Source organism: Rhodococcus sp. DN22 (assembly GCF_036669995.1).
Lineage (GTDB): Bacteria > Actinomycetota > Actinomycetes > Mycobacteriales > Mycobacteriaceae > Rhodococcus_F > Rhodococcus_F erythropolis.
The window spans coordinates 5,382,972-5,399,742 of record NZ_CP133326.1 but is presented as its reverse complement, the minus strand read 5'-3'; the positions used below and the strand labels follow the sequence as shown (position 1 = coordinate 5,399,742).

At 62.2% G+C, this 16,771-nt stretch carries 18 protein-coding genes; 8 read left to right on the top strand and 10 right to left on the bottom strand.

Going from position 1 to position 16,771, the window contains the following annotated elements; genetic code table 11:
• Positions 1–5 precede the first annotated feature (5 nt).
• The 3 genes from RA302_RS24740 to RA302_RS24730 form a co-directional block, all read right to left on the bottom strand.
• Positions 6–1,127, bottom strand: a complete 1,122-nt coding sequence (locus RA302_RS24740; protein WP_080712763.1) for a tyrosine-protein phosphatase — start codon at positions 1,125–1,127, stop codon at positions 6–8.
• A gap of 250 nt (positions 1,128–1,377) precedes the next feature.
• A complete protein-coding gene (locus tag RA302_RS24735) occupies positions 1,378–1,941 on the bottom strand; it encodes a GtrA family protein (RefSeq protein ID WP_003939753.1) in 564 nt (187 codons plus the stop codon).
• Positions 1,942–2,006: 65 nt separating this feature from the next.
• A complete protein-coding gene (locus RA302_RS24730) occupies positions 2,007–3,362 on the bottom strand; it encodes an enhanced intracellular survival protein Eis (RefSeq protein WP_080712764.1) in 1,356 nt (451 codons plus the stop codon).
• Here RA302_RS24730 and RA302_RS24725 point away from each other — a divergent pair.
• Positions 3,346–4,566, top strand: a complete 1,221-nt coding sequence (locus tag RA302_RS24725; RefSeq protein ID WP_007732653.1) for a fatty acid desaturase — start codon at positions 3,346–3,348, stop codon at positions 4,564–4,566. The two genes, RA302_RS24730 and RA302_RS24725, sit on opposite strands and share 17 nt — an antisense overlap.
• A gap of 4 nt (positions 4,567–4,570) precedes the next feature.
• Here RA302_RS24725 and RA302_RS24720 read toward each other — a convergent pair whose 3' ends face one another.
• The 4 genes from RA302_RS24720 to RA302_RS24705 form a co-directional block, all read right to left on the bottom strand.
• Positions 4,571–5,239 (bottom strand): methionine ABC transporter permease, encoded by a 669-nt coding sequence (locus RA302_RS24720; protein ID WP_030536998.1) that lies wholly within the window; start codon positions 5,237–5,239, stop codon positions 4,571–4,573.
• The gene (locus RA302_RS24715; RefSeq protein ID WP_030536999.1) at positions 5,236–6,237 is read right to left on the bottom strand and encodes an ATP-binding cassette domain-containing protein; all 1,002 of its coding nucleotides are present in this window, start codon (positions 6,235–6,237) and stop codon (positions 5,236–5,238) included. Before RA302_RS24715 ends, RA302_RS24720 begins: the two co-directional genes overlap by 4 nt.
• A 12-nt stretch (positions 6,238–6,249) precedes the next feature.
• On the bottom strand, positions 6,250–7,107 hold the full coding sequence (locus RA302_RS24710) for a MetQ/NlpA family ABC transporter substrate-binding protein (RefSeq protein ID WP_003940478.1): 858 nt from the start codon (positions 7,105–7,107) through the stop codon (positions 6,250–6,252).
• A gap of 114 nt (positions 7,108–7,221) precedes the next feature.
• A complete protein-coding gene (locus tag RA302_RS24705) occupies positions 7,222–7,680 on the bottom strand; it encodes a nuclear transport factor 2 family protein (protein ID WP_030537000.1) in 459 nt (152 codons plus the stop codon).
• Positions 7,681–7,810: 130 nt separating this feature from the next.
• Here RA302_RS24705 and RA302_RS24700 point away from each other — a divergent pair, with 130 nt between their 5' ends.
• Genes RA302_RS24700 through RA302_RS24675 form a run of 6 tightly spaced genes read left to right on the top strand, consistent with a single transcriptional unit; the run spans position 7,811 to position 13,475 of the window.
• Positions 7,811–8,977, top strand: a complete 1,167-nt coding sequence (locus tag RA302_RS24700; RefSeq protein WP_020970792.1) for an acyl-CoA dehydrogenase family protein — start codon at positions 7,811–7,813, stop codon at positions 8,975–8,977.
• Complete coding sequence (locus RA302_RS24695) at positions 8,974–9,921, top strand: OB-fold domain-containing protein (RefSeq protein WP_030537001.1); 948 nt, start codon at positions 8,974–8,976, stop codon at positions 9,919–9,921. The genes RA302_RS24700 and RA302_RS24695 overlap by 4 nt, the downstream gene beginning before the upstream one ends.
• Positions 9,921–11,036 (top strand): acyl-CoA dehydrogenase family protein, encoded by a 1,116-nt coding sequence (locus RA302_RS24690; RefSeq protein ID WP_030537002.1) that lies wholly within the window; start codon positions 9,921–9,923, stop codon positions 11,034–11,036. Before RA302_RS24695 ends, RA302_RS24690 begins: the two co-directional genes overlap by 1 nt.
• Entirely contained in the window at positions 11,033–11,461 is a 429-nt protein-coding gene (locus RA302_RS24685) for a MaoC family dehydratase (RefSeq protein ID WP_003940399.1), read from the top strand. Before RA302_RS24690 ends, RA302_RS24685 begins: the two co-directional genes overlap by 4 nt.
• On the top strand, positions 11,461–12,639 hold the full coding sequence (locus RA302_RS24680; protein WP_003940050.1) for a lipid-transfer protein: 1,179 nt from the start codon (positions 11,461–11,463) through the stop codon (positions 12,637–12,639). Before RA302_RS24685 ends, RA302_RS24680 begins: the two co-directional genes overlap by 1 nt.
• 14 nt (positions 12,640–12,653) lie before the next feature.
• The gene (locus RA302_RS24675) at positions 12,654–13,475 is read left to right on the top strand and encodes a MaoC/PaaZ C-terminal domain-containing protein (protein ID WP_030537003.1); all 822 of its coding nucleotides are present in this window, start codon (positions 12,654–12,656) and stop codon (positions 13,473–13,475) included.
• Between the two features lie 110 nt (positions 13,476–13,585).
• Here RA302_RS24675 and RA302_RS24670 read toward each other — a convergent pair whose 3' ends face one another.
• A complete protein-coding gene (locus RA302_RS24670) occupies positions 13,586–14,362 on the bottom strand; it encodes an SDR family oxidoreductase (protein WP_003940546.1) in 777 nt (258 codons plus the stop codon).
• Positions 14,363–14,561: 199 nt separating this feature from the next.
• Here RA302_RS24670 and RA302_RS24665 point away from each other — a divergent pair, with 199 nt between their 5' ends.
• Positions 14,562–15,323, top strand: coding sequence for an SDR family oxidoreductase (locus RA302_RS24665; RefSeq protein ID WP_007732643.1), 762 nt, complete (start codon positions 14,562–14,564; stop codon positions 15,321–15,323).
• Between the two features lie 15 nt (positions 15,324–15,338).
• On the opposite strand, the gene RA302_RS24660 is transcribed toward RA302_RS24665, so the two are convergent.
• Entirely contained in the window at positions 15,339–16,115 is a 777-nt protein-coding gene (locus tag RA302_RS24660) for an SDR family NAD(P)-dependent oxidoreductase (RefSeq protein WP_007732641.1), read from the bottom strand.
• Positions 16,112–16,750, bottom strand: a complete 639-nt coding sequence (locus tag RA302_RS24655; RefSeq protein WP_007732640.1) for a hypothetical protein — start codon at positions 16,748–16,750, stop codon at positions 16,112–16,114. The genes RA302_RS24660 and RA302_RS24655 overlap by 4 nt, the downstream gene beginning before the upstream one ends.
• Positions 16,751–16,771: the final 21 nt, after the last annotated feature.

The following is a 16,771-nucleotide window of genomic DNA, read 5'->3' as shown; positions in this document are numbered from 1 at the left end:
ATCAGTTATTGCTTGGTCAGCAATTTGCTCCGGAGCTTTGCGATCGTGTCGGCGTCAAGTTTCAGCACGTCCCGCGAAAACTTCTCCCACCCACCGAACTGGTCGCGAATCTTGTCGAGTACTGGCTGAATCTGGCTGGGACGCTGCTCCATCAACGGTTTCAACAGATCGACATCGATTCCTTTCGAAGACAGAAACGTGTAGGTCTGTTCGTTCTTGGCTTTGTTGTAGGTGTTCGACAGGACGAAGTCGTCGACGATGGTCTTGTCAGGAACACCCAGAATGCCGAGAAGTAGAGCTGTCATCAGTCCAGTGCGGTCTTTGCCTGCCGTGCAGTGGTAAGCGACTGCGGACTCGGAATCGGCGATGGTCCGTAGGGCTTGGGAATACCCAGCCATTCCGTCAGGCTTGGACAGTTGGTCGACGGCGCCGGTGTCGCTGATCCGGACGGCTTCACCGCCCCCGAGCACCTGCTCCACGATTGCAGGGTCACCAGATTTCAGGGCACTCGTAATCGCTGTGGCAAGAGCCTGAGTGCCGGCATCCAGGACTGCCGTGTTGACCACTTTCACGTTCGCGGGAACCTTGTCTGCTCCGTCCTTTGCGATCTCGCTGTCACCTCGGAAATCGACAACGGTCCGGATGCCTGCGTTCTCGATCGTTTGTTGATCGTCAGCAGTCAGATCGCTCAAGCGGTCGCCACGAAAAACCAGGCCCCACTTGACTGATCGGCCGTCGGCTGTCTCGTATCCGCCGACATCACGCACGTTGGCTGCGCCCTGCAGCGTCACGTGGCGGGTTGACGCGATGGTGGAAGTGCCGTCCTCGTCTATGACCTCGAAGTACCAGCGTGACAGTGGGTCGAGGCCGTCGACCTCAGTGGAGAAGCCGTCGACCGTGCCAATTTCCTTTCCTTCTGCGGCTGGGTTTTTCGGGTCGGTGGCGGCGAATACACGCACCTTTTCCGAGCCGCCGTGTTCCCAGACCAGTGAGTAGTGTCCGGCGGACGCTGATGTCACGTCGAGGTCGGTCGGCGTTTTCGCCGACTCGGCCTTGCTGCATGCGCCGAGTACGAGCATGAGTCCTGCCGCCGACAGCGCAAGAACTCGAGTTTTGCAAGTAGCCATGGGTCCTCCGAATCCAATTGGAAATCGGAGGCTACGCACCAGTGATCACTGTGTCGTGACCGTGTTGTGCAGAGCGGGAAAACTGCAGGCTGGAGTGCTTGTCGCCGATGATGATCAGGGATGGGCCAGCCCGTTCAGGAGCATCGCGCCGACAAAGATGGCACTGCTTGCGCGGGCGCTGCAGGACGGGTTGATCGCAATCGACGAACTCTGATCGAAGCGCGAGCGATCGGGTGCGTCGATCCGGGAGTCAGTCGAGGGCGGTGGCGTCGGTTGTCGGCGTCTTGGTGCCGGGAGTCGCTTCGATGTCGAGAACGACCTGGCTGTCGGTGGCTTCTTCGGGGAAGACGTACCGACGCATGGCCCACCAGCGGAAGGCCGTCGCCAGCAGGGTCCCGATGATCGATCCGCTGATGAAGTCCGCGAAGTTTTCCATCAACACCGACACCTCGGGTTGACGCAGATGGAACACGTACCGGGAGGTCCAGAGTGGTACCTGGTTGATGGCCAAACCGATACCCGCGACGATGAAGAACAGAGCGGCCTCGTGATGGCGCTGTCGACCACCGCGCTGCGCAAACGACCATTCGCGGTTGAGGACGTAGGACAGAACCGTCGCGATCAGGACCGCAAGGATGTTGGCCGTCACCGGGTGCTGAGGCAGAACCGTCCACTTGATGCCGAAGAACAGCACCGTGGTGACGATGAAGGCGATGCCGCCGACCACCAGGAACTTGAGCATTTCTGCGTGCGGCAGGACGCGCACGAGAACCCGCTCAGGAAGCCTATTGACCATCTTTTCGACAAACGCCATTGTTCGAGGCTAACCCTGAATACGACCGACGGCACAAATCGTCGATGCCCGTGTCGGCAAGATCATCAGAATCCGTACCCGAGAATTGCGGGCTTCTGCGCGTTGAAAGCGAAGTCGAAATTCAGGATCTCCTGCGGATCGGACGCGTGGAGTCGGTGCGCCGCCGCGAAGGTCTTGGCCTGGTGCTCGCCCAGGTACAAGCTGCTCAGGACATCAGAGGGCATCGTGATCGCAGGCACCGCGTCAGTGGCCGTACAGGTGGCCTTGCCGCCCTTGACCTGAAGTGCGAAGGTTCCGCCGGCCTTCAGGAACGGATCTTCGACCTTGACGACTGTGTCCAGGTCAGCAGCATATTCACGAGCCTCGAGAGCCGCGGGAACGTCCATGATGCGCAGCCACAGTCGATCGGAGCGCGTCGTCGTCCGGGCAAGGCGGTAGTCCGTGAGCATCAGCCGGAGTGGATCGGCAGGATGCTGGCGTGTCTCGATCCGGGTGACGAGGTCGAGGCCGCAGATCGTGCGCCACAGCGCCGCGTGCGCATCTTCGGTGATCGTCACGAACTCGTCGATCCGGGCGATGCTGTCGCGGCCCTCGCTCGTGTGCCGGTAAGCGATGTATCCGTCCGCGTGTGTCAGAAAGAACAGTCCGGAGGCGCCGTCACGATCCTCCGACGGGTCGGCGAACATGTGGTCCCAGAGTGGTTGCGGACGGACCTGCGCGCCGGGAGTCTGCAGTCGCCAGCGGTCGTAGATCTCGGGAAGAAGCGTCGAGGCAGCTTTGATGTCGACGATGGACACGCCACCGTTGTCGGGCACCTCGGGGCGGAATCGCGCGAAGCGGCGATCGAGGGTGATGCCTTCGCTGAAGGTGGCCGGGCCGTATCCGAAGCGGTTGTAGATGCCGGCCTCGCTGGCCGTCAGGGCGGCAAGCGGTGCTCCGGTCGACTCGATGTGGGCATGAAGCGCAGTGAACATCGAGCGTAGGACGCCACGACGACGGTGAGTCGGGGCGACGGATACCCAGGTGATTCCGCGCGTGGGGAGTTGGCGTCCGCCGGGCACGGTGAATTCCATGTCGATTTCGATGGCCACGCCGACGGGTAGGTCACCGTCGACGGCAAGGATGATGTCCTCGGGCTTGTAGAGCGCCTTCGTCAGTTCGCTGACCGCGGGAGACGGGTGAAAACCGAACCCCACCGAGTCGAGTAGTTGGAGAGCCGGCCAGTCACTCTCGGTAGCGGTGCGGATGGTGATCTTGTTTTCGGGGCTCACGTGTATCGACTCTGGCATAGATTGCGTGAAGACGCACATGAATATCGGGGCTGACGTTTCCTCACCGGCTCCCAGGGGTACCGCCCGACGGACCAGTCCTGCGGCACGGAGAAAACCGATACGGAGAAACACTGTGGCGATCACCGACATCAAGGAATATGCCCATCTGACCGAGGAAGACGTCGAGGCACTCGGGCGCGAGCTGGATGCCATTCGGCTCGACATCGAGGAGAAGCGCGGCGCGCACGACGCTCGATACATCCAGCGGACGATCGCGTTTCAGCGCTCTCTGATGGTGGCCGGCCGCATCGTCTTGTTCGCCAGCAAGAAGAAGCCTGCCTGGATTCTGGGGACTGCGCTCCTGGGGGTCGGCAAGATCATCGAGAACATGGAACTCGGCCACAACATCATCCACGGCCAGTGGGACTGGATGAACGATCCCGAGATTCACTCGAGCAACTGGGAGTGGGACAACACCTGCCCGTCCTCGGGATGGAAGCACTCGCACAACTTCACCCATCACAAGTTCACCAACATCGTCGGACTGGACAACGACGTGGGCTACGGAATCATGCGCGTCACGCGCGATCAAAAGTGGCACGCCGACTACCTCTTTCAACCGATCACGAATTTTGTGCTCGCGACCCTCTTCGAGTGGGGAGTGGCACTGCATCACCTCGAAACGGACAAACTCCGCAAGGGTGAGGTGAAGTGGTCCGAGAAATCGGAGATGGCCAAGGACGTCGGTAAGAAGATCGCGCGTCAGGTGGCGAAAGATTACATCCTGTTCCCCGCCCTGACCGGCCCCGCGTGGAAGACCACGTTGACGGCGAACGTCGTTGCGAACCTCATCCGAAACTACTGGAGTTACGCCGTCATCTTCTGCGGGCACTTTCCCGACGGTGCCGAGAAGTTCACGCTCGAGGAATTCGAGAACGAATCGCGCGCTCAGTGGTACCTACGACAGATGCTGGGCTCTGCCAACTTTCATGCCGGTCCCGTCATGGCCTTCATGAGCGGCAACCTCTGCTACCAGATCGAGCATCACTGCTTCCCGGATCTGCCGAGCAATCGGTACTCGGAAATCGCGGTGCCGCTGCGGGACTTGTGTGACAAGTACGACCTCCCGTACACGACCGGGCCGCTGTGGAAGCAGTACGGATTGACTCTGCGCACCATCTGGAAGTTGTCGCTGCCCAACAGGTTTCTCTCGGCTTCCCAGGACGACGCTCCGGAGACGCACTCGGAGTTGAAGTTCCGCATCCGAGGCGGAATCAAGGAAGTGTTCGGCGTCGATCCGCAGACCGGTAAGCGGCGCGGACTGCGAACAGCGATCGCGATGGTCTCGAGCTGATCAGTTACCGCTTGTGCGCCATTGAACGAACCACGAGATCGCCGGTCGACTGGATTGCCTGCACCAGCACGATCAAGATCACGACTGCGACGAACAGCACCGGTGTGTTGAATCGTTGGTAGCCGTACTTGATTGCGAAGTCGCCGAGTCCACCGGCGCCGATGGCACCTGCCATGGCCGAGAAGCCGATCAGCATCACCGCCGTCAGGGTTGCTCCTGCTACCAATCCCGGTACGGATTCGGGCAGTAGCACCTTGGTGACGATGTCTTTGTCGGTGGCGCCCATGGACCGCGCTGCTTCGACGCGTCCGGAATCGACTTCACGCAAGGCGTTCTCGACGACGCGCGCAAAGAAGGGCACCGAACCGATGGTCAGCGGGACGATCGCTGCCGTGGCGCCGAGCGCTGTTCCGACGATCGCCCTCGTTGCCGGGATGAGGAGCACCAACAAGATGACGAACGGCAGCGAACGGCCGATGTTCACCACGGTGCCCAGAACCGAATTGAGGACGCGGTTGGGACGGATTCCGTCGGGCGCGCTCGCGTGCAACAGAACACCGAGAGCGATACCGATGATCACGGTGAGCACGAACGAGACACCGACCATGTAGAGCGTGTCGAGTAGGGCTTCCCATGCTTCGCCCAGGGAATCCTGCCAGGACGTCTTGTTCATGAGAACGTCACCTTCACTCCGCGCTGCGAAAGATGTTCTTCGACAGACTTTCTTGTCTCTTCGTTGCTGACGAGTCCCGTGTGTGAGGCGAACTCCACGCGAAGGCGACCGACCTGATGGGATCCGATGTCCTCGATACCGCCGGAGATCACGGTGACGTCGACGTCGAGATCTCGTGAGAGTTGGGAAATCACGGGTGAGGTGGACAGTGAATCGACAAAGGTGAGGAGCGCCGGAATTCCGGTCTTGGACGTTCGTACCGTTCCGGTCGGCAGTAGCGCCTCTCCGAGGGGTGAGTCCGGGTCTGCGACCAGTTCGGTGAGCGTTCCCTCGTCGACGATGCGGCCCTGATCGATCAGCGCAGCGCGATGGCAGATCCGTCGAACCACGTTGAGCTCGTGGGTGATCAGAACAATGGTCACACCGAGTCGTCGATTGAGATCGGCGAGCAGGTCGAGGATCGAATCGGTTGTGTCCGAGTCGAGGGCGCTGGTGGCCTCGTCGCACAGGAGGACGTCGGGTGAAGCCGCCAAGGCTCTCGCGATGCCGACGCGTTGTTTCTGGCCGCCGGACAGTTGCGAGGGGAAGGCGTCACGTCGGTCTTCCAAGCCCACCAACTCGATCAGCTCGTCGACGCGGGCACGTCGATCTGCCCGCGAGTATCCCGCCACTTCGAGAGGGAAGGCGATGTTGGCGGCGACCGAACGGGAATGCAGCAGGTTGAAATGCTGGAACACGACACCGATCCGCTTGCGTGTGTCGCGCAGTTGCGCTGGGCTCAACGCGGTCAGATCGGTGTCGCCCAACAGAATCCGGCCACTGGTCGGGCGTTCGAGCAGGTTGAGGCAGCGCAGCAAAGTCGACTTGCCGGCGCCGCTCTTGCCGATGATGCCGAAGATTTCGCCGTCTTCGATTTTCAGGGATACGGAATCGAGTGCATGCAGAACTTGTGTGCCGCTGCGGTATTCCTTGGAGACCGATTCGATCGAGAAGACCATGACGGGTCTCGATCAGGTAGCGCTGGCCGGAATGACCGAGCCCTGATAGGTCTGCTCGATGAACGTCGCGACGTCGGCGGACGTCAATGCCTCGGCCAACTTCTGTACTCGCGCATCGTTTTCGAGCGAGGTGCGTACGGTCAGGACATTGGCGTACGGGTTGCCCTCGGCCTTCTCGAGCACCAGGGCGTCCTTGGCCGGGTTGAGGCCACCTTCGATTGCGTAGTTGCCGTTGATGATTGCGAGATCGACATTTCCGTCGTCGAGCGTGCGCGGCAGCTGCGGGGGATCGACCTGGGTGAACGTGAGTCCCTTGGGGTTGTCGATGATGTTCTTCTCGCTGATCTGCGTGATGTCGGTGCCGGGGGCGCCCAACTGCTGATCGAGCTTGATCAAACCGGCCTGCTGCAGCAGGTACAGCCCACGGGCGAAGTTCGTCACGTTGTTGGACAAAGCGACCGTTGCGCCCTGGCGCAGGTCGGCCACGTTGGTGACCTTCTTGGAATATGCACCGAGGGGCTCGACGTGGACCTTCGCCACGGCGACCAGGTCGTCGACACCCTTTTCCTTCGACCACGATTCCTGGTACGGCACGTGCTGGAAGAAGTTGGCATCGGTGTCTCCGGCTTCGAGCACCTCGTTGGCGTCGAGATCGCCGGTGATCTCGCTGACCTCGATCTTGGTGTCACCGAGCAGGCCCTTTTCTTCGACGAACTTCAGGATCTCGGCGTGCGGAACCGAAGAAGCGACGATGCGAAGAGGTGCGTTCTCGTCGGAGGAGTTGTCGCTCGAGCACGCGGCTACGGTTCCGACTGCGACGGCGGCCACTGCGAAGGCAGCGAGGAATCTTCTGGTGCGCGAGCGTGACATGTGAATCTCCAAGACATAGCCGAACGCACGCCGAGATGGCGTGACAGTTGCTGAACGCTAGCCCGGTAAACCTCCCGTGAGGAGATACAGAATCACCGCGATTTTTTCATGTACCTATTGTCCGAGCAGGATGACCGGAACGTCCTCGGCAAAATCGACTACCAGTTCGCGACGCGAGAACAGCCAGGTGCCGTCGATCTTTTCGAAGCTGTCCTGGTAACGAATCTCGATCCGGTTGTCCCGGTGGCCCTCGCCCCGCGGATAGATGTGGTGAGCGGAGCAGTAAGCCTCACCGTGTGCGGTGGTGGGGCCGTCGAGGTCGAGGATCTGCTGCTCGACGATGTGCCGGGTCGAGTGCAGATGTGAGACGGCATCGACCACCGAACTGCTGACGACGGAGTTCCCACGTATCTCCGTCGGCGCACCCGTTCCGTTCAGTGCCGGCGGCAAGACGAATGCCACGTCGTCAGTGAAGAGAGCCGCAAGTGCAGTGGTGTTTCGGCGGTCGACGGCCTGTGCGTACCTGGCGGCCAAGTCGGTGAGAGCGACGCGATCCGAGGAGTCCATGCGCATATCTCACCCTATGTGACGCCGCTCATGTTTCGGCTTCCCGCTCATCGAGACACTCACAGCGCCCACCTGGGCATCTGGTTAGCGTCCAGGCCAAGAGTTGCCAGCCATGAATGCCATAGGAGAAACAGCGATGGATCTGAGGGAATCGCCCGAGCAGCAGGAGCTCCGCAAGGAGTTGCGCGCGTACTTCGCGGCGCTGCTGCCGGAAGAGAAGCGTCGCGCGGCCGGCGAGCAAGGTGTGGGTGGCGAGTACTTCCGCGAGATCGTGAAGTTGCTGGGCAAGGACGGTTGGCTCGGTATCGGCTGGCCCAAGGAATTCGGTGGACAGGGACGCTCCATCGAAGAGCAGTTCGTGTTCTTCGACGAGGTTCAGCGCGCAGGTCTGCCGTTTCCCTTCGTGACGGTCAATACCGTCGGACCGACGTTGATGAAGTACGGCACCGAAGAACAGAAGGAACGTTTCCTGCCCGGCATCCTGGCCGGCGACATCGTCTTCGCAATCGGGTACACCGAGCCCGAGGCCGGCACCGACCTTGCGTCACTCAAGACTCGTGCGGTTCTCGACGGTGACGAGTGGATCGTCGACGGCAACAAGATCTTCACCAGTGGCGCCAACACTGCCGACTACGTGTGGCTGGCCTGCCGCACCGACGCGGATGCCCCCAAGCACAAGGGAATCTCGATCCTGATCGTCCCCACCGAGGATGCAGGCTTCGAGTGGTCACCGATCAACACCGTCGGCGGTTTGATGGTGACGTCCACGTACTACTCCGGCATTCGAGTTCCGTCGAAGGACGTTGTGGGCGAGGTCAACGGCGGCTGGCAGCTCATCACGGCTCAGCTCAACCACGAGCGAATCGGCCTGGCGGCCATCGGTGGTCGCACGTACGGTCTGTGGAACCTGGTCCTGGACTGGGCCAAGGAAAACGGCGCCATCAACATCCCGTGGGTGCAACAGGACTTCGCTCGCACACACGCCAAGCTCGAGGCCATGCGACTGCTGAATTGGAAGATGACGGCAGCCGTCGCACAGGACACGCTCTCCGGAGCCGACGCCGGTGCCACCAAGACGTACGGGACCGAGACTCACGTCGACGTCTACCGCACCCTGCTCGGAATTCTCGGCTCCGCCGGTCGCATCCGCCCCGAGTCTCCGGGCGCTCTGCTTGCCGGTCAGATCGAGCAGATCTCGCGTCAGGGTGTCGTGAACACCTTCGGCGGCGGCGTCAACGAAGTTCTGCGGGACATGGTCGGCACCATCGGCTTGGGACTCGTTCGCGAAAAGAGGGTCAAGTGAGCGACATTTCGGCGCAACTCGACGCTTTTGTAGGCCAGACGCTTGTTCCCACCACCTGGGGGCCAGACGAGGTCAACATCCCCATGATCCGGCATTGGGCCGAGACCATGGGCGATATCAACCCCGTCTACCTCGACGACGACGCTGCCCGCGCCACCGGTCGTGACGGCGTCGTCGCTCCCGCTCAGATGCTTCAGGTCTGGATCATGCGGACCTTTACCGACAAGATGGCGGGCAACGACCCGTCGCAGGTGTGGACCGATCTGATCGCCACCCTCGACGCAGCCGGCTACAGCTCTGTCGTGGCCACCGATTCCGATCAGGAGTTCTTCGCCGAACTGCGCCCAGGCGATCGCGTTAACTACACCGAGGTCATCGAGTCGATTTCGCCGGAGAAGAAGACCGGCCTCGGTGTCGGACACTTCGTCACGACGCTCAAGACCTACCGCAACGGTGACGATCAGGTTGTCGGCACCCAGCGGTGGCGGACGCTGCGGTTCAAACCTCAGGAATCTGCTGCGCCCGAAGCTCCTCGTGCACTGCGTCCGCGTCCGGCTCTCAACGCGGACAACGCTTTCTGGTTCGAAGCGGCCAAAGAGCACCGTCTGGTGATCCAGCGCTGCACGTCCTGCAAGACGTTGCGTCATCCCACCGGCCCGATGTGCGGCGAGTGCCAGTCACTCGAGTGGGACACGATCGACGCGTCGGGGCGTGGCACGGTGTACAGCTTCGTGGTCAATCATCACCCCAAGATCGACGCGTTCGACTACCCGCTCATCGTTGCGGTAATCGAACTCGAAGAGGGAACCCGATTGATCGCCAACATGGTGGGTATCGCGCCCGAAGATGTCGTGGTCGACATGCCCGTGGAACTTGACTGGATCGACGCCGACCCGGATCTGACGCTTCCCGCGTTCCGGCCGGCCGTACGCGAGGAGCACTGATGGACTTCAATTTCAGCGAAGAGCAGGAAGCAATTCGCGCACTGGCCGACGAGGTCTTCACCAGCAAGGCAACGATCGAGCGCACCAAGGAGATCGAACTCTCCGCTGAGCGCGTCGACCGTGAACTGTGGCGTGAGCTCGCGAGCACCGGGTTGCTCGGTATCGCCCTGCCGGAGGAGTTCGGCGGCGGTGGCCTCGGCTTGTCCGAGCTGTACGCACTGCTCGAACAGCAGGGACGTCACGTTGCGGCCGTGCCGATCTGGGAAACGACCCTTGCAGCATTGGCTGTCAACGAATTCGGCTCTGATTCCCTTCGCGCCGAACTCCTTCCGGGAGTTGCCGACGGCAGTCGATTCCTGACCGTCGGTCTCGAAGAGTTCGGTCCGTACACTGGCGGCGACCCACTGACCACGGCTGAGCAGGACGCCGACGGCAATTGGACTCTGACGGGTGAGAAGGCAGTAGTGCCGATGACTCACGTCGCGAACCTTGCTCTCGTTTCGGCAACCGCTTCCACTGGTACGGCACTGCTGCTGGTCGACCTGAGTGCCGAGGGAGTGACGCTCGAACAGACGCAGTCCACCAGTTGGGAGATCTGTGCCAACGTCACCTTTGCCGGTGCCCCCGCGCAGCTGATCGGTGCGGCTGACGGCACCACGGTTCCGTGGCTGATCGACCGCGTTCAGCTGGCATTGGCCGCAATCCAATGGGGCGTCGGGTCGGGTGCAGTCGCGCAGGCCGTCACGTACCTGAACGGCCGCAAGCAGTTCGGCCGTCCGCTGGCGACCTTCCAGGCCGTCAATCATCAACTCGCTGACTGCTACATCGATCTCGAAGCGATGCGCGTGACACTGTGGCAGGCCGCCTGGCGCATCTCCGAGGGACTGGATCTCGGCACCTCGGTACTGGTCGCCAAGTGGTGGGCTACCGACGGCGGACAGCGCGTCGTGCATCGCACCACGCATGTTCACGGCGGCATGGGCGTCGACACCGACTACCCGGTTCACCGTCACCTGTTGTGGGGCAAGCAGATTGCTGCCACCCTCGGTGGTTCCAGCTCCGATCTGGCGCGTCTGGGTGCGCAGCTCGCATCCGGTGTGGAGGTGCTCGCATGACCGTACTTGCCGGTCGCAGTTACGCAGACGTCGTTGTCGGAGAGGCATTGCCCGAGTTGGCGATCCCGCTGACCCGCACGTTGATCGTCGCCACGGCAATCGCCACTCGCGATTTTCAGGACGTGCACCACGATCCGAGCCTGGCCCAGGAGCGTGGCTCGAAGGATGTCTTCATGAACATCCTCACGAGCAACGGTCTTGTCGGTCGATACGTCACGGACTGGGCCGGATCTGCATCGACCCTGCGCCGCATCGCCATTCGTCTCGGGGCGCCCAACTACCCGGGTGACACCATGACGATGACCGGTGAGGTCGTGTCCAAGGAAGACGGAGTGGTCGTGGTCAAGGTGCAGGGTGCAAACAGCCTCGGCAACCATGCATCCGGCACCGTCGCAGTCGCTTTCAAGGAAGAGGAGAGGCCCTGATGGCGATCAGCCCACTCTCGGGAGCCGCCGCCATCGTCGGCATCGGATCCACCGAGTTCTCCAAGAACTCCGGCCGCACCGAACTGCAGTTGGCGTGTGAGGCCATCGTCGCGGCACTCGCTGACGCCGGTATCGATCCGTCCGAGGTCGACGGTCTGTCCACCTACACGTCGGAGACGAACGGCGAAGCGATCGTGGCTCGCAACTGTGGTCTCGGCGAGCTGAAGTTCTTCTCGCGCATTCACTACGGTGGCGGCGCTGCGTGTGCCACCGTGCAGCAGGCGGCCATGGCAGTTGCGACGGGTGTTGCCGACGTCGTGGTTTGTTACCGCGCCTTCAACGAGCGCTCCGGTGTGCGCTACGGCCTAGGGCAGCACGATCGCCCCATGGACAGCACCGCGGATCGCGCGGCATATGCGTGGATGACTCCGCAGGGATTGTCGACTCCCGCTCAGTGGGTCGCCATGTTCGCCCGCCGCTACATGCACCAGTACGGTGCGACGAGTGAGGACTTCGGACGAGTTGCAGTGGTGGCGCGCAAGCATGCCGCCAACAACCCGGCTGCTTGGTTCTACGAGCGTCCGATCACGCTCGAGGACCATCAGAACTCGCGCTGGATCGCCGAGCCGCTGCACCTGCTCGACTGCTGCCAGGAAACCGACGGTGGCCAGGCATTGGTCATCGTCTCTGCCGAGCGCGCAAAGGATCTGGCCAACAAGCCCGTCGTCATCAAGGGCGCCGCTCAGGGCAGTAGCAAGGATCAGCACATGATGACCAGCTACTACCGGCCCGACATCTCCGGTATCCCGGAGATGGGCCTGGTTGCTCGTCAGTTGTACGGCCAGAGCGGCCTGACCCCTGATGACATCAACGCCGCGATTCTGTACGACCACTTCACTCCGTTGGTGCTTCCCCAGCTCGAAGAACTGGGCTTCTGCAAGCCAGGCGAAGCAAAGGACTTCATCCGCGAAGGCAACCTCGAGATCGGTGGACGCCTGCCGTCCAACACTCACGGTGGTCAGGTCGGCGAGGCGTACCTGCACGGTGTCAACGGAATTGCCGAAGGTGTGCGACTGGTGCGAGGCACGTCGACCAACCAGCCCGAGGGCGTCGAAAACGTATTGGTCACAGCCGGAACAGCAGTACCCACCAGCGGTCTCGTTCTCGGCGCTGTTTGAGAGAGGAAAAGACAGTGACAACTTCGAAAGCTGCGAAGACCGCCGGCGATTGGCGTGGAGCCGATCTCGGGACCCGCACCGTGTCGTACACCGAGCGCGACGCGATCCTGTACGCACTTGCCGTGGGCGCCAAGGCGACCGAGCTGGACCTCGTCTTCGAGGATCAGCTTCGGGTACTGCCGACCTTTGCTCTGACGCTGGCGCAGTGGGCTCCCGACGCTCTGGGTTCGGCGGGCGCCTTCGACACCTCGACGGCACTGCACGGCTCGCAAGAGCTGAAAGTGCTTGCTCCGCTTCCGCGTAGCGGTGACGTGACCTTGAAGGCTTCGGTCGGCGAGGTGTGGGACAAGGGCGCAGCGGCCGTGTTCGAAGTGAAGGTGGAGTGCGAATACTTCGTCGCGACCTGGTCACTTTTTGCCCCCGGTGCCGGTGGATTCGGCGGAGAACGTGGACCCTCACGTCCGGCGGAGCCGACCGGCGAGCCTTCGTTGACCGGTGTGTTGACCACAGCGGAGAACCAGACGGCGATGTACCGGCTCCTGGGCGACAAGCACCACATCCACATCGATCCCGAGGCTGCGGCGCGGATCAACCAGCCGCGTCCGATCATGCACGGCCTGTGCACGTTGGCCGCGAGCACGCTCGAGCTTGCCCGGGTCGCCGGAGTGCATCCGGCGGACCTCGTGAGCCTCGAGGGTCGATTCGCTGCGGCAATCCATCCGGGTGAAGCGCCGTCCATCGTTGCGTGGGGAACTCCCGACGACCTGGCCTTCCAGGTCACCAAGGGTGATCAGGTAGCGATTTCCGGTGCACGAGTGAGCTTCTCCGCTCGCTAGTCCCTCCAGACTCAACTGCGGGGTGCTTGACCCCTCGTCGCGCCCCGCAGTTGTTCACACGAAGAAGCAGCCCCCGAGCGAATCCGCTCAGGGGCTGCTTCGTATTTGTTTCAATCCTGGTGGGTCGCCATGTAGCGAGCCGGGTACTCACCGCCGCCGTGAACGGCGATGTCGGCGCCGTTCACGTACGAGGAGAGCGGGCTCGCCAGGAACAGGCAGGAGTTGGCGATATCGGCCGGCACGGCCATGCGCTCCATCGGAATGGTCCTGGTGACCGCAGCGCCGCCGTCGGCGCCGTAGACCTCGGCGGCAGCCTCGGTACGGATCAGGCCGGTGGTGATGTGGTTGATCCGGACCTTCGGCGCCCATTCGAGGGCCAATGCCTTGGTCAGAACGAGGAGGCCTGCCTTGGCTGCGCTGTACGCCGCGGTTCCGGGCTGCGGGTCGATCGCCGAGACACTGCCGATGTTGATGATGGCACCGCCGTCGTCCTGAGTCTGCATCACTGCATTTGCGGCCTGGGCAACGTTGAAGGGTGCCAACAGGTTCAGGGCCACGATCTTCTCGACGAAGCGGGGTGACACCGTCGCAGCATCGGCATCGGGGGAGCCGCCGGCGTTGTTGACCAGGACGTCCAGACGGCCGAAGCGCTCGACGGCATCCTGGACGAGGGCTGCGGCGTCGGCGGGATCGCGGACGTCCGTGGCGCGAAAGGCTGCGCTACGACCGTCGGCGGTGGGTAGGTTTTCGGGCTCGTTACGGCCACAGACCAGCACGTTCGCACCCGCGGCGAGGAAGGTTTCGGCGATGACGTAGCCGATGCCTTTGGTGCCGCCGGTGACGATCACCGAGCGTCCGCTGAAATCGACGGGGTTGGGCAGTGTCACGGTGGAGCCTTCCTGGTGCGGTGCCGAGCTGAATTGCCGCCCAATGTGATTGACGCGACGTGGTCGCACACCTTAGGGTCAAGCAAGTGCTTGGTTGTTTTGTAGGTCGAGTGTAGACGACAAACAGCGGCAGTCACCAGAATCGACCGGTCCCTCCCGCAAAAGGGACCTCTGCGTCGACGGACATTGGAGTAGTCACATGGGCAAGCTCGAAGGCAAAGTCGCACTCATCACCGGTGCGGGTCAGGGAATCGGGCAGGGGATTGCCCTGGCCTTGGCCAAAGAGGGCGCCGTGATCGCCGTTGCCGGCCGCACCGAATCCAAGTTGCACACCACGTGCGGACTACTGGCTGACATCGGTGCGCGCGGTGAGGCGGTGGTCTGCGACGTCAGCAAGAAGGACGACATCACCGACGCCGTGGACCGTACCGTCGAACTGTTCGGCGGAATCGACATCCTGGTCAACAACGCCAACGACTGCAAGCCCGGCCCACTCTTGAGCGTGCTCGACGAAGACTTCGAGCGTTCCTTCGCGACGGGGCCGCTCGCCACCCTGCGCATGATGCAGGCGTCGTACCCCCACATGAACAGTCGTGGCGGTGGCGTCATCATCAACATGGTCACCTCGGCGGCGGTGCGCTGGGATGCCAGTAACTACGGCGCTTACGGTTCCATCAAAGAAGGCATGCGCTCGTTGACCCGCGCTGCGGCCTGTGAATGGGGCAAGGACAACATTCGCGTTCTCAATGTTGCCCCGCACGCCAAGACTCCCGCGTTGCAGTGGTGGATGGACAAGAATCCCGAAGAGGCAGCGGCATTTGTCGCAGGTATTCCGCTGGGACGCGTCGGAGACCCCGAGACCGACATCGGTCGTGCCGTCGTCTTCCTCGTCAGCGAAGACGCCGGGTACCTCACGGGTGCCACGATCCCGCTCGACGGCGGCCAGTCGCGCTGGGGCTGACCGCCATCGACCCGATCAGGTCATCACGGCGCCGCCGTCGACGGCAATCGTCTGGCCGGTGACGTTGCGAGCCTTGTCACTGAGCAAGAAGGCGACCATCTCGGCGATGTCTCCGGGCGTCTGAGCTCGACCCATCGGAACCATCTGTGCGACAAAAGAATCGAAGACGTCAGCATCGGAAACATCTGTGAGCGAGGGATCGCGTCGACGCAGTTCCTTGATGGTTCGAAGCCACATGTCGGTGAGGATCAGGCCGGGCATGACCGTATTCGAGCGAAGTCCTCGAGTCGCACCGATCCGGGCGACGCTGTGACTCATCTCGATCACGGCGGCCTTCGACGGTCCGTAGTGCGCGAGCATGTCACCGCCCAAGCGGGCACCGATCGACGCGATGTTGACGATCGCTGCCGGACCCTCGGTTCTGCTCACGAATTCGCGGCACATCAGGAAGCTGCCCTTGGTGTTCACCGCAAAGGTGTTGTCCCACTGGTCTTCGGTGATCTCGAGGAACGGAGTGAAGACGCCGATTCCGGCGCCGTTGACGAGTGCAGTCGGGCTTCCGGCCGATGCAGCCACGTCGAAGGCGTTCTTGACGTCACCTTCACGTCGAACATCGCATCGTGCCGTGTGGACTGCTACGCCAAGGCTTTCCAGGCGTGCTGCGGTGTCGGCGAGTGCGGCCTCTTCGATGTCGAGGAGAAGCAGGGTGCCGAAGTCCTCCGCAAGGCGCTCGGCAATAGCGGCGCCCAACCCGGCAGCTGCGCCGGTGACAATGGCTACGGGCGCGCTCACGGCAGGTGCGTTTCGAGCAGTGGGGCAAGCAGTTCGGCTGCGCGCGCCGCCGTGATGACTTCGCTCGGGTCCACCTTGGTCACGACTTTCGAAGCAGAATCTTCGTAGACATGCTCACCGATGAGTCGCCCCTGCTCGTCGTACGGCCAGACAAATGCCAAGGTCCGACGCACGAGATACCAACCGTCGGGGTCGATGTCCGACGACTGTTCGGGGGCTGCGGGGGTGGATCCACCCGATTCGTGCACCGCGCCGAACACCCCGTCTCCCAGAATCGATCCTGGGACGAATTGACTGAAGAGAGTCTCACCCGAGAATCCGCTGTCGGAGACCGCGAAGTCGGACTGTCCGGTCCACATGACAAGGGTGTCCGTCTCGGCGAGTGACTGGTAGAAGTTGGTGACGGCGTCCATGCCGTCGAGGACAATCGACTGCCCGTCTTCGAACAACCGGTAGACGGGTTCTTCGACGGTCATGTCGGGCGAGAGGATTTCCTTGTAACGACCGGAGACCTCGAGCAATGCGTGGCGCCGGTAGTTTCGGAGGATCTTCTGGTGCCGCGGATTGTCGATGGTTTCCAATTGCTTTTCGACGCCATCCATCATGTGGACGAATTCGTGCTCGTACTTGCTCATCACATCTCCTGGTTTCGCGGA